Origin of the sequence: Thermoanaerobacterium sp. PSU-2, from assembly GCF_002102475.1 — a bacterium.
Classification (GTDB): domain Bacteria; phylum Bacillota; class Thermoanaerobacteria; order Thermoanaerobacterales; family Thermoanaerobacteraceae; genus Thermoanaerobacterium.
In genome coordinates this window covers 58,526-71,162 of the sequence record NZ_MSQD01000008.1, presented here as the reverse complement: position 1 = coordinate 71,162, position 12,637 = coordinate 58,526, and the positions used below count along the sequence as shown (strand labels likewise).

General features: G+C 35.4%; 12 protein-coding genes. 8 read left to right on the top strand and 4 right to left on the bottom strand.

Annotated elements, in window-relative coordinates; all coding sequences use genetic code 11:
• Positions 1–5 precede the first annotated feature (5 nt).
• The 3 genes from arsA (at position 6) to BVF91_RS07850 (ending at position 3,041) form a co-directional block, all read left to right on the top strand.
• The gene (arsA, locus tag BVF91_RS07860; protein WP_085112882.1) at positions 6–1,751 is read left to right on the top strand and encodes an arsenical pump-driving ATPase; all 1,746 of its coding nucleotides are present in this window, start codon (positions 6–8) and stop codon (positions 1,749–1,751) included.
• 56 nt (positions 1,752–1,807) lie between these two features.
• Entirely contained in the window at positions 1,808–2,080 is a 273-nt protein-coding gene (locus BVF91_RS07855; protein WP_085112881.1) for a hypothetical protein, read from the top strand.
• 61 nt (positions 2,081–2,141) lie between these two features.
• Entirely contained in the window at positions 2,142–3,041 is a 900-nt protein-coding gene (locus BVF91_RS07850) for a DUF1848 domain-containing protein (protein ID WP_085112880.1), read from the top strand.
• Positions 3,042–3,064: 23 nt separating this feature from the next.
• Here BVF91_RS07850 and BVF91_RS07845 read toward each other — a convergent pair whose 3' ends face one another.
• Positions 3,065–4,024 carry a small ribosomal subunit Rsm22 family protein gene (locus tag BVF91_RS07845; protein ID WP_085112879.1) on the bottom strand — a complete coding sequence of 320 codons (960 nt, stop codon included), beginning with the start codon at positions 4,022–4,024 and terminating at the stop codon, positions 3,065–3,067.
• 121 nt (positions 4,025–4,145) lie between these two features.
• On the opposite strand from BVF91_RS07845, the gene BVF91_RS07840 reads away from it, so the two are divergent.
• The 3 genes from BVF91_RS07840 to BVF91_RS07830 are packed head-to-tail and all read left to right on the top strand — an operon-like array spanning position 4,146 to position 7,963.
• Entirely contained in the window at positions 4,146–6,485 is a 2,340-nt protein-coding gene (locus BVF91_RS07840; RefSeq protein WP_085112878.1) for a helicase C-terminal domain-containing protein, read from the top strand.
• Entirely contained in the window at positions 6,485–7,153 is a 669-nt protein-coding gene (locus BVF91_RS07835) for a 4'-phosphopantetheinyl transferase family protein (protein WP_085112877.1), read from the top strand. The genes BVF91_RS07840 and BVF91_RS07835 overlap by 1 nt, the downstream gene beginning before the upstream one ends.
• Before the next feature lie 36 nt (positions 7,154–7,189).
• Complete coding sequence (locus tag BVF91_RS07830; RefSeq protein ID WP_085112876.1) at positions 7,190–7,963, top strand: alpha/beta hydrolase; 774 nt, start codon at positions 7,190–7,192, stop codon at positions 7,961–7,963.
• 26 nt (positions 7,964–7,989) lie between these two features.
• On the opposite strand, the gene pepT is transcribed toward BVF91_RS07830, so the two are convergent.
• From pepT to BVF91_RS07815, 3 genes are all read right to left on the bottom strand, one after another.
• Complete coding sequence (gene pepT, locus BVF91_RS07825) at positions 7,990–9,216, bottom strand: peptidase T (RefSeq protein ID WP_085112875.1); 1,227 nt, start codon at positions 9,214–9,216, stop codon at positions 7,990–7,992.
• Between the two features lie 89 nt (positions 9,217–9,305).
• Positions 9,306–9,902, bottom strand: coding sequence for a 30S ribosomal protein S4 (gene rpsD / locus BVF91_RS07820; protein WP_085112874.1), 597 nt, complete (start codon positions 9,900–9,902; stop codon positions 9,306–9,308).
• A 151-nt stretch (positions 9,903–10,053) separates the two neighbouring features.
• Positions 10,054–10,551 carry a nitroreductase family protein gene (locus tag BVF91_RS07815; protein ID WP_085112873.1) on the bottom strand — a complete coding sequence of 166 codons (498 nt, stop codon included), beginning with the start codon at positions 10,549–10,551 and terminating at the stop codon, positions 10,054–10,056.
• A gap of 129 nt (positions 10,552–10,680) precedes the next feature.
• Between BVF91_RS07815 and BVF91_RS07810 the strand changes: the two genes are divergently transcribed.
• Together BVF91_RS07810 and BVF91_RS07805 are read left to right on the top strand one after the other, a co-directional pair.
• Positions 10,681–11,178, top strand: a complete 498-nt coding sequence (locus BVF91_RS07810) for an HD domain-containing protein (protein WP_085112872.1) — start codon at positions 10,681–10,683, stop codon at positions 11,176–11,178.
• 64 nt (positions 11,179–11,242) lie between these two features.
• The gene (locus BVF91_RS07805; protein WP_085112871.1) at positions 11,243–12,598 is read left to right on the top strand and encodes a glucose-6-phosphate isomerase; all 1,356 of its coding nucleotides are present in this window, start codon (positions 11,243–11,245) and stop codon (positions 12,596–12,598) included.
• Positions 12,599–12,637 lie beyond the last annotated feature (39 nt).

Sequence of the window (12,637 nt, the reverse complement as noted above, 5' to 3'; positions counted from 1 at the left end):
ATTTTATGATTCAAAATTTTAATCCGCAAAATATTAATTTGACAAGATATATGTTTTTTACAGGTAAAGGTGGAGTTGGAAAGACTTCAATTGCCTGCGCTACAGCCGTTACTCTTGCTGATAGTGGTAAGAATGTTTTTTTAATCAGTACTGATCCAGCATCCAATTTACAGGATGTTTTTAATACTGAACTTAACAATAAAGGTGTTTCAATTAAAGAGGTACCAAATCTTGTTGTTGCTAACCTTGACCCGGTTAAGGCAGCAGCAGAATATAGAGAAAGTGTGATAGGTCCGTACAGAGGGATTCTTCCGGACGATGCTTTAAAAAATATGGAAGAACAACTTTCTGGTTCATGTACTATTGAAATTGCAGCATTTAATGAGTTCTCAAAATTCATTACAGATGAAGAGATTCAAACAAAATATGATAACATTATTTTTGATACTGCACCCACGGGGCATACACTTAGAATGTTACAACTTCCTTCGGCATGGAGCACCTTTATTAGTGAGAATACACATGGGGTATCCTGTTTAGGTCAGCTTTCAGGACTTGAAAGTCAGAAAGAGGTATATAAAAAGGCTGTTGAAACTTTGGCCAATGGAAAATTAACAACACTTGTTCTTGTTTCCCGTCCAGAAACAGCACCTTTGGTAGAAGCGGAAAGAGCATCAATTGAACTGGCGAATATTGGTATTAAAAATCAAATGTTGATTCTCAACGGGGTTATGACATTTTATGATGACAAAATATCAGAAAGTTTATTCCTGAAGCAGCAAAAAGCTTTTTCTGAGATGCCTGAAAAATTGAAATCAATCGTTACCTATATGGTACCCTTAAGAGGATATAATGTCACAGGAGTCGATAATGTAAGATCATTGCTAATTAAAGACAACTTAAAAGTAAGTGATGAAACAATTAAAGCACAGTCGATTCCTGGACTGAAGGATGTTATCGAGGATCTTTACAACAGTAAGAAGAAAGTGATTTTTACCATGGGCAAAGGTGGTGTAGGAAAAACAACAATTGCTGCTGCTATTGCCTTAGGACTATCCAAAAAAGGCAAAAAAGTACATCTTACAACAACTGACCCTGCAGCACATTTGAAATATGTCATCGCTGAAACTGACGGTATTAGTATGAGTCATATCGATGAGCAAGCTGAACTCAAAAAGTATCAGGAAGAAGTGCTTTCTAAAGCAAGAGAAACTATGTCTGAAGAGGATTTAGCATATGTTGAGGAGGATCTAAGATCACCTTGTACTCAAGAGATAGCTGTATTTAGAGCGTTTGCTGAAATAGTTGATAAAGCTGAAAATGAGATTGTAGTCATTGATACGGCACCTACTGGGCATACACTTCTTTTACTCGAATATGCTCAAAGCTACAATCACGAAATTGAACGTTCAAATGGTGAGCTTCCGGAATCAGCCAAAAAATTGTTACCTAGACTTCACAATGTCAATGAAACTGAAGTCATAATTGTGACTTTACCTGAGGCTACACCTGTATATGAAGCAATGCGATTAGAGGAAGATTTGAGACGTGCTGGTATAAGCAATAAGTGGTGGATTATAAATTCCTCACTATATAAAACTGGCACAAGCAATAAAATATTATTTGCAAAAGCAAGCAATGAAATTGAATGGATTAACAAAGTTGCCGCACACACTAATGGATATTTTGCGGTTATTGCCTGGAGTAATGATGAAATAAAAGGTGAAAAATTGAAAGCTCTACTGGCTTAAAGAAAAAGCAAGAAAATTAATAGAAGATTATTAAAAATAAATTGGAGGTAATAAGAATGATAATTACTGATGAAGCAAAAAAAATTCTTGAAGAGGCATTTGTCTCAAATGATTGTGACTGCTTAAAAGCGACGTTGCAAAAATCGTGCTGTGGAACTTCCCTTGTGTTTTATTTGGGCAAATTAGAGAATGGCGATGAACCTGTTTCTATCAACGGTATCTCAGTTTTAATGGAGGATGATGTAAGGAAAAGAGCTGAATCTGTGACAATAACAGTTGAGAATGGAGAACTAGCTATTCATGATGATGCATCATCAGACTGTTGTTAATCTTAGCGGATTTTAGTCATCCATATATCACAGTGGTCTTTATAAAAAGGAAGGTCAATGTATGATAATAAGCGTCAGCAGGAGGACAGATGTGCCGGCTTTTTATAGTGATTGGTTTTACAGTAGAGTCAAAGAAGGTTATGTTTTAGTCAAAAACCCATTTAATTATCGTCAAGTAAGTAAGGTACCTTTAACACTTGACGCTGTAGATTGTTTTGTGTTTTGGAGCAAAAATCCTGCAAATATGATTGATAATCTTCAAATTATTGATAGATATCCGTACTATTTTCAGTTTACATTGAATCCTTATGATGATAAGATTGAGAAAAATGTCCCAAAGAAATCAAGAATAATAGATACATTTAAAAAATTGTCAGACAAAATAGGACCAAATAGGGTCATCTGGAGGTACGATCCAATCATCATAACCAAAGCTGTTAGCGAGGAGTACCACTATAAATATTTTGAAGTATTATCATCGAAGCTTCAAGATTACACATCAAAGTGTATCATAAGCTTTGTGGATTTTTACCCTAAAGTAAGGAAAGGTCTTGAGAAAATAGGTGCTTTTGAGATTAGCGATGAAGATAAAGTAAGGATAGGCAGGAGGCTTGGAGAAATTGCAGAAGCGTATTCTCTCAAAATTGAAACGTGCGCAGAAGAAATAGATTTGTCTCAATTTGGAATACAGCATGGAAGATGCATCGATCCCCATTTGATTGAGGAAATTTCCGGTCGCAAAATCAAAGATGGAAAAGACAAAAATCAAAGAAAAGCATGTGGTTGTGCTGCTAGTGTAGATATAGGAGCTTATAATACGTGTATGCATGGGTGCGTTTATTGCTATGCAAATTACAGTAGTAGTGTCGTCAATGGCAATATGACTTTATATGATGTCAATTCTCCATTATTGTGCAGCAGTATAACAGATGAGGACGCAATAACGGGAAAAAACAGTTAGTTATTTGACACCAAACCTAAAATTCATTCAAAAACAGAACCCCATTTCATATCTCTAGCTTTCTTATAAATATCTCCATCGCTTTTTTTGACTGTGACTTTCTTGATGCCATCATTTGTGCACAAATCTAATATTATGTGGCCTTTTTTTATCTGTGGGTGCCTTATGATTCTGCTTTTTATTGTTTTACAAGGCTTCTTTGATACACAGATGTACGAGAATTTTTCATCTTCATATGAAAGTTGTCCGTTTTTGACTTTTCTGTGTATGCTTGTCCGCTGTATGCGGGATGAAAAGTGACACCAGTCATCATCATTTATTGGACATTCATTAGCGTGAGAACACGGGGATATTACATGGGCACCAAAGGATACTAAAATTTCCCGTGCTCTTTTTATGTTAGAAAAACCGATTTTAGTTCCTGGCTCTATGATGATCAGCATGTCATTAACACTTTCCCACAGTTTTTTTATTATTTCTCTCTGTACATCATCATTCATCTCACCTATGGAGTACGAAGCAATTACCATATCGTGTTTAGGCAATACAGGCAAATTTTCCAAGTCTACTTCCATCCAAATAGAATTCTTAATAGAGTTATTGTTTGAGTTTGCTGACAGGTTTTTGCCAATTTTTATCATGTTTTTGTTTTTTTCCAAAAGCGTTATTTTGTTTATATCATTCCATATTGAAGTTGCTGCCCACATTGCAGTACCTGGGCCTGCGCCGACATCCAAAATTGATTTTGGATTAATATCACTGCATATGTCTTTTATATCGTTTAAAACTGCATATATAGCGCCAAATGTAGCAGGCATCCTGTATGAAATGTATGCAACGGCTTCTTCGTATGTAGAAATGTATTTGTCATCAGTATTTCTGTATCGATTAGAAATGTCAGAAACTAAAGAAATCAATCTATTTACGGGTATTCTGCTTGATTCTTCTTCTATGCCATTTAAAAGTTCTGCTGGTATTTCCATCAAAAGAACAGCCCTTTCTATGCGTATTTACTCATATATTATACCATCTTAAATGAATTTATGTTATAATTCAATTCGAGAAATTTTCTACTTCCATAGATGTGTTAAAGGACTTGATGCGATGGTTAAGGAAAAGATAAAGATTTCGGTCAGAGATTTGGTTGAATTTATATTGAGGTGTGGAGATTTAAACAATGAGTTTTTAGGCAGCAGCAATTTAAGGGCATTGGAAGGGACAAAAATTCACAAGAAAATTCAAAGTTCCAAAGGCGAGAATTACAAAAAGGAAGTAACGTTAAGGTATGAAAGAGAATTTGATGAGTTTATCATTGCTATAGAGGGTCGTGCTGATGGCATCATTGTAGATGACGACAATGTGGTAATTGATGAGATAAAGACTACGAGTGCTAATTTAGATGAAATAGATGAAGGCTACAATCCTTTGCATTTAGCACAGGCAAAATGTTATGCATACATTTATTCAGTTCAAAATGGCTTGAATACCATAGGCGTTCAACTTACGTATTATCAAGTCGACAATGATGAGATTAAATATTTTAGATATACATATTCTATAGATGAGTTAAAAACTTTTTTTGATGACCTTGTTAAGAAGTATTGCAATTGGGCAAGCATGTCATACAATTGGATAAAGGAAAGAAACAGCTCTATAGAAAAAATTGATTTTCCATATAAAGATTTCCGAAAAGGGCAAAAAAAACTTATGGCATCTGTCTACAAATCGATTGAAAGTGGGAAAAAACTTTTTGTTCAAGCTCCAACAGGGATAGGGAAAACCATATCTACAATATTCCCATCTTTGAAGGCGATGAAAAAAGGGTTAACTTCAAAGATATTTTATCTTACAGCAAAGACGATAGCCAGAACGGTGGCAGAGGAGACATTCAATACGCTGAGAGGCAAAGGGCTTAAAGTAAAGACATTGGTTTTAACTGCTAAGGAGAAAATATGCTTTAATGAAAAAAACGAATGTACGCCTGAAGCATGTGTGTATGCAAAAGGTCACTTTGATAGGATAAACGATGCTATAATGGATATATTTTTAAATGAAGACAATTTTAATCGTGCAAAAATTGAGGAATACGCCCAAAAACATATTGTATGCCCCTTTGAGCTATCACTTGATTTGTCTTTGTGGGCAGAAGTCGTAATCTGTGATTACAATTATGTCTTTGATCCAAACGTTGGACTTAAAAGGTTCTTTCAAGACAAAACTGATTTTACACTTCTTGTGGATGAAGCCCACAATTTGGTGGATAGATCAAGGGAGATGTTTTCAGCGGAATTATACAAAAAAGATTTTTTGTCGTTAAAGAAGGAGATTAAAGGTAAAAGCATCAAGCTTGAAAGGGCATTGTCAAAAATCAATTCAGCGTTTCTCAAATTGAAGAAGCAGTGTAACGAAAATAGCTATCTTGTGACTAATGAGATGTTTAGCGATCTAAATGGATATTTAAGACAATTTATAAGGGAAGCGGAGTTGTTTCTTTTAAATGAAATAAAGCCGATTGTTAAAGATGCAATCATTGATCTGTATTTTGAAGTGATTAGATACTTGAAGGTTTCTGATATGTATGATGAGTCATATACGACTTATGTTGAGAAAAAAGGCGATGATGTGAAAGTCAAATTATTTTGCTTAGATCCTTCCAAGTTGCTTAGTGAAATACTTGAAAAAGTGCGAAGTACTGTGTTTTTTTCTGCAACGCTTATTCCTATAAAGTATTATATGTCTTTATTAGGTGGTAGTCGAGAAGATTATGGTGTTTGCCTTGATTCGCCATTTGATACTAAAAACAGGATGGTACTTATTGCGAATGATGTGTCTACAAAATACAAGGATAGAGAAAAAACCTTGGAAGAAATAGTTGAGTATATACATACAGCAGTATCAAAGAGAAGCGGAAATTATATTGTGTATTTTCCATCTTATGAATATTTAAACATGGCGTACGAGATTTACAAGGAGAGGGCTACTGGCTATTTACTTAAACAGGAAAGTACAATGAAAGAAAACGAGAAAGATGATTTTTTGAGAATGTTTGAAGACAGTCAAAATGGTGTTTTGGCCTTTTGTGTACTGGGCGGTGTTTTTTCGGAAGGCATCGATTTGACAAGAGATCGCTTGATAGGTGCTATAATAATTGGTGTAGGTATACCGCAGATATGCCTTGAAAGGGATATTATTAGAGAGTATTTTGAAAGGAAATATGGACTGGGCTATGAATTTGCTTACCTTTATCCTGGTTTTAACAAAGTCATGCAGTCAGCAGGGCGTGTCATAAGAACTGAGGAAGATAAAGGCATAATTTTACTTGTAGATGAAAGATTTTTGCAAAAAAATTACATTAGGATATTTCCTAAAGAATGGTTTCCATATACAAAGGTGAATAAATGCAATTTGGGATTTCATCTTGATAGTTTTTGGAGGAATTTTTAATGGTAGATGTATACGCTGTAAAAGTAACGAGAGATATCGAAGAATATGAATACAGTAAATTGTTAGCTTTTGTCTCAGAAGAAAAGAGACGAAGGATAAGCAAGATTAAAAAGCGTGAAGATGCTGTAAGGACGCTTTTGGCAAATGTAATGCTTAAGATTATATTGATTGAAAAATTTGGATTAAATAATGAGGATATTGTAATTTATAATAATGAATATGGGAAGCCTTTTTTGAAAGACAAAAGCATATTTTTCAGCATATCCCATTCATGCCAATGGGTATCTGTAGCCGTTGATAGAAAAAACCTTGGCTTAGACATTGAAAAAATTAGAGATGTCAACTTGAATGTGGCTAAACGGTTTTTTTCCTGTGATGAGTTTGAAGACATGTTGAGGGCACCGGATAAAAGAGACTATTTTTTTACTCTTTGGACTTTAAAGGAAAGCTATGTAAAGATGTTAGGAGTGGGGCTTCATATACCGTTAAGTTCTTTCACCATAAAGATTGGCGATGAAATTAAGCTTTTAAGCGAGAAAGATAACAAATATCATTTTAAACAGTTTTGCGTAGATGATGACTATAAAATGGCTGTATGTGCTGAAAGTGATTTGTTTTGCAATGAAGTTAACATTGTAAGCATTGATGAAATTTTAAATTTTATATAATTTATGGTATAATTTAGAAAAAAGAGAGGTGATATTATGCAAAAGTCAGTTGAGCTTACGTATGGATCTAAGACATTGAGAGGTATGATGCACATTCCTGATAGTGCAAGCGGAAAAGTACCAATGGTAGCTATATTTCACGGCTTTACTGGCAACAAAGTAGAGTCCCATTTCATATTTGTAAAATTGTCGAGAGAGCTGGAGAAGGTAGGCATTGGCAGCGTCAGATTTGATTTTTATGGTTCTGGAGAAAGTGACGGAGATTTTATGGATATGACATTCAGCGGTGAAGTAGAAGATGCAAGGCATATCTTAGAATTTGTCAAAAATCACCCGGCTACAGATGTTGATAATATAGGAATATTAGGACTTAGCATGGGTGGTGCGATAGCTGCGATTATTGCAAATGAGCGCAAAGACATCGTCAAGTCATTAGTGTTATGGGCCCCTGCTTTCAACATGAGAGATATAATTATACTCCAATCTCAAAGCGAAGCCGGAAATTTGCTTAGCCAACATGGATTTGTGGACATAGGAGGTCTTGCCTTAGGGAAGGGATTCGTATCCGATATAATTGACATCGATATTTTCCAATCTGCAAGAGGATATGACAAAGATGTACTTATAATTCATGGGACTAAAGATGAAGCTGTTCCATACACCGTATCTGAGGAAATTTTAAAGACGGTTTACAAAGAAAAAGGTCATAGAGTATCAATAGATGGTTCAGACCATACGTTTAATAGGCTTGATTGGGAGAAAAGAGCCATAGATGAGTCTGTAGCTTTTTTAAAAGAGAAATTAAGCTAAAAGGGCCAGTTATTGGCCCTCTAAAATTATCCTTCCGCTACAAGTTTTACAATATTCAATATTACTTCCACAGCTTTTTCGATAGCAAAAGCAGGTATGTATTCGTATCTGCCATGGAAATTGTGACCGCCAGTGAAGATATTGGGAGTAGGAAGGCCCATGTAAGAAAGCCTTGCACCGTCTGTTCCTCCTCTTATTGGGGAAATATTAGGCTTAACATCAGATAGTTCCATGGCCTTTACTGCAATATCGACTATCCTCATATCTTTTTCTATTATTTCTCTCATGTTGTAGTATTGATCTTTTAAATCTATTTCAACAGTATTTTCGCCGTATTTTTCATTTAAGTTGTTGATCAAATTTATCAGATAATTTTTTCGGTTTTCAAAGTTTTCTTTGTCAAAATCCCTTATTATGTATTGCATGTGGGTTTTTTCTACGTTTCCATCAAAATTGGTCAGATGATAGAAGCCTTCATATCCTTCCGTATTAGCAGGTGTTTCCTCAAGTGGAAGCATGGAAGCAAGTTCTACCCCAATCAATACTGAATTTTTCATCTTACCCTTTGCCATACCTGGATGGACGTTTCTACCGTGTATTGTTATTTTGGCTGAAGCAGCGTTAAAATTCTCGTACTCTAACTGTCCAATGCTTTCACCATCGATTGTATATGCAAAATCTGCTCCAAATTTTTCTACATCAAATTTATCAGCACCTCTTCCAATTTCCTCGTCTGGCGTAAAGCATATTTTTATCGTGCCATGTTTTATTTCAGGGTGCGAAATAAGATATTCACAAGCTGTGATGATCTCTGCAATGCCTGCTTTGTCATCAGCGCCTAATAGAGTCGTCCCATCTGTTGTAATCAAAGTTTTTCCTATGTACTGCTTTAATTCAGGGAAATCATTTGGCGACAAGACTACATTAAGATCTCTATTTAGGACTATATCATTTCCATCATAGCTTTCTATAATCTGAGGATTTACATTTTTTCCTGACATATCAGGACTTGTATCCATATGAGCTATAAATCCCACAACAGGCACATTTTTATCAATGTTTGATGGTATCACGCCCATTACATAGCCATTTTCATCGACAGAAACGTCTTCAAGCCCTATGAATTTCAATTCGTCAGATAAGACTTTTGCAAAAACCATCTGGCCTTCCGTGCTTGGGCATTTCGAAGAGTTTTCATCAGATGTCGTTTCATATTTTACGTACCTTAAAAACCGTTCAACTGCAGTTTCCAATATTACCCCTTCTTTCACAAAATATTCTACAATTTAATTTTATCACTTATAAAAAAATTTTAAAAGAATTAAAGCCTGGATTACCAGGCTTAATAAAATTCTACTAATAAATGGTCGTCAATTTCTACAGGAATTTCGCTTCTTCTTGGTAGTTTAATTAATTTGCCTTCCATTTTATCTACATCGATATTGATATATGGTGGAATATCATTTGTGCCGATGCTTTGTTTTATGAGGGGCATATTTCTACTTTTTTCTTTAACGGAGACGACATCTCCGACATTTACCTCATAAGATGGGATATTTACCTTTTTGCCATTTACTAAAATATGGCCATGCGAAACGAGCTGACGTGCAGAGTATATTGTAGGAGCAAAGCCCATCCTGTATACAATATTGTCAAGGCGCCTTTCAAGAAGTGAAAGAAGTTTTTCACTTGTCGGTTCCTTGCTTTTTAGTGCTTTTTCAAAATACCTTCTATACTGTCTTTCCTTGACGTTATAGATTGATTTGAGTTTTTGTTTTTCAAAGAGTCTTCTACCGTATTCAGAAAGCTTTTTGCCTCTAGCTAGCCCATGCTGTCCAGGAGCGTACGGCCGCTTTAACGAAGGACACTTTGGGCTACCGCATAGGGGATGTCCTACAATTCTGCACATTCTATGCTTTGGTGTTACTACTCTTGACAACTGCTCACCTCCATTTTATAATGATAATCATTATCAATTAACTACATCCAAATTATATAGTATGAAATAAAATTTATCAAGTATTTTCGCAAGTATATTTTTTATCAAAGAACTAAAAAATATGCAAAAACCCGGCATTAAGCCGAGTTTTTTAAAACTTCTCCCAATGGATTACATCTTGCAATGATTTTTTGTTTCTTGGGGCCGGATTGTCTTGACTGTATCCTAATGGGATGATAGAAATCATCCTTAGATTAGAAGGAACGTTTAGCCGCTCATTAATGTCATTTTCGTAACTGCGGTCATATCCAGCGACCCAGCATGAAGAAATGCCGTGTGCCTTTGCTGCTAACATTATGTTTTCTGTTGCGGCTGCTCCGTCTTCCAGATGATGTCTATTGTCTTTCTCGCAGTATACTATGACACATGCTGCCGCATCTTTTATAAATTTACCGTATGTAGCCTTCTCTGATATAAACTTTAGAGTCTCTTTATCAGTGACAACCACAAAATGCCATGGTTGAGCGTTGTTTCCTGACGGAGCCAATCTTCCGCAATCGATTATGTCCTCTAAAATATTTTTTGGTATTGGCTTATCTTCAAAAGTTCTGACAGCTCTTCTTTGTTTTAATACTTCTATTGCATCCATTTAAAACACCTCCATCTATATTATAACCACAATAAATTTGATTTCAAAATTTATAAAATATTTATTGACGATAAACTATCATTATGCAAAAATAATAATTAAGAAAAGATAAGGGGGAGATATGAGATTATGTCAAGGCTTAAATACATCATTGAGCTTAAAGAATACTATGGCACTGACTTAAAGAGGATAAATCACGCGTTGAAAGTGCTTAACTACGCTGACAGGATTGCTTACGGTGAGAATATTGCAGATGATAAGATGAAAAAGATTATATACATAAGCGCAATTTTGCACGATATTGGCATAAAGAATGCTGAGGAAAAGTATGGCAGCTCGTCTGGTAAATATCAGGAAATAGAAGGACCGCCGATTGCAAGAGAAATAATGCTAAAAAATAATGAAGATGAGGATATTATGGATAGAGTTGCATACATTATAGGTGGACACCATACGGCGTCTAAAAATGATGGAGTCGATTTTCAGATAATATGGGAATCAGATCTTTTAGTCAACATCGAAGAAGACGAATTGTACAAGGATAGAGAAAATGTGTCAAGTATTATTGAGAAAAATTTTAAGACACAGACAGGCAAGATGATTGCAAACGATATGTTTCTAAGCTAAAGCTTGATAATATGTATCATATGGTATAAAATATGAGATGTAAAAAAAGATTGGAGGTTTACATATGACAAATGTATTAAACTTTGATTATTCAAATGCGCTAAACTTTGTCAATGAGCACGAAATATCATATCTTGAGAAGCAAGCGCTTCTATCATTAGATATGGTGCTTAACAAGACAGCTCAGGGAAGCGATTTCCTTGGATGGGTTGATTTGCCTAAAGATTATGATAAGGAAGAATTTGCTCGCATTAAAAAAGCTGCAGAGAAGATAAAATCAGATTCAGATGTACTTGTGGTTATCGGTATTGGTGGTTCATATTTAGGTGCAAGAGCAGCGATTGAGATGCTTACACACTCGTTTTACAATGTTTTACCGCAATCTGTTAGAAAAGCACCAGAGATATACTTTGCAGGAAACAGCATAAGCTCTACATATCTTCAAGATTTATTAGAAATATTAGAAGGAAAAGATGTTTCTATAAATGTAATATCGAAATCTGGCACTACTACAGAACCAGCTATAGCTTTTAGAGTTTTCAGAGATTTCCTGGAGAAAAAATACGGAAAAGAAGAAGCAAAGTCAAGGATATATGTTACGACAGACAGGCAAAAAGGTGCCCTTAAAAAACTGGCTGACGAAGAAGGATACGAGACTTTTGTGATTCCTGACGATGTAGGTGGAAGATACTCGGTTTTGACGGCTGTAGGTCTGCTTCCTATAGCGGCTGCAGGAATAAATATCGATGAAATGATGAAAGGTGCATACGATGCATCTATAGTCTTCAAAAAGCCGGACATCAAAGAAAATTTAAGTATGCAGTATGCTATTGTAAGAAATGCTCTTTACAGGAAAGGAAAATCAGTTGAAATTTTAGTCAACTATGAGCCAAGGCTTCACTATTTTTCAGAGTGGTGGAAACAGCTTTTTGGTGAAAGTGAAGGAAAAGATCACAAAGGAATATATCCTGCTTCAGTTGATTTTTCTACAGATTTGCACTCAATGGGACAATTCATTCAAGATGGCAGCAGGATAATGTTTGAGACTGTCATAAATGTTGAAAGACCACTTAAAGAAATAACTATAAATGAAGATAAAGATAACATTGACGGGCTTAATTTCTTGACAGGCAAGACAGTTGATTTCGTAAACAAGAAAGCTTTTGAAGGTACGGTGCTTGCTCACAATGACGGCGGAGTGCCTAACCTGATTGTGAATGTGCCTGAGATATCGGCTTACAATTTTGGATACCTTGTATACTTCTTTGAGATGGCTTGTGGCATAAGCGGTTATTTAAATGGCGTTAATCCGTTTGATCAACCAGGCGTTGAAGCGTACAAGAAAAACATGTTTGCACTTTTAGGCAAACCAGGTTATGAAAAAGAGAAAGAGGAATTGGAAAAGAGGCTAAAGAGATAGTTATGAAAGATATGCCGATTGGCATATCTTTTTTTGTCA

Bases quoted from the DNA above. Each gene is read 5' to 3' on its own strand.
- arsA (WP_085112882.1), top strand. From the start codon at position 6: ATGATTCAAAATTTTAATCCGCAAAATATTAATTTGACAAGATATATG.
- BVF91_RS07855 (WP_085112881.1), top strand. From the start codon at position 1,808: ATGATAATTACTGATGAAGCAAAAAAAATTCTTGAAGAGGCATTTGTC.
- BVF91_RS07850 (WP_085112880.1), top strand. From the start codon at position 2,142: ATGATAATAAGCGTCAGCAGGAGGACAGATGTGCCGGCTTTTTATAGT.
- BVF91_RS07845 (WP_085112879.1), bottom strand. From the start codon at position 4,024: ATGGAAATACCAGCAGAACTTTTAAATGGCATAGAAGAAGAATCAAGC.
- BVF91_RS07840 (WP_085112878.1), top strand. From the start codon at position 4,146: ATGGTTAAGGAAAAGATAAAGATTTCGGTCAGAGATTTGGTTGAATTT.
- BVF91_RS07835 (WP_085112877.1), top strand. From the start codon at position 6,485: ATGGTAGATGTATACGCTGTAAAAGTAACGAGAGATATCGAAGAATAT.
- BVF91_RS07830 (WP_085112876.1), top strand. From the start codon at position 7,190: ATGCAAAAGTCAGTTGAGCTTACGTATGGATCTAAGACATTGAGAGGT.
- BVF91_RS07815 (WP_085112873.1), bottom strand. From the start codon at position 10,551: ATGGATGCAATAGAAGTATTAAAACAAAGAAGAGCTGTCAGAACTTTT.
- BVF91_RS07810 (WP_085112872.1), top strand. From the start codon at position 10,681: ATGTCAAGGCTTAAATACATCATTGAGCTTAAAGAATACTATGGCACT.
- BVF91_RS07805 (WP_085112871.1), top strand. From the start codon at position 11,243: ATGACAAATGTATTAAACTTTGATTATTCAAATGCGCTAAACTTTGTC.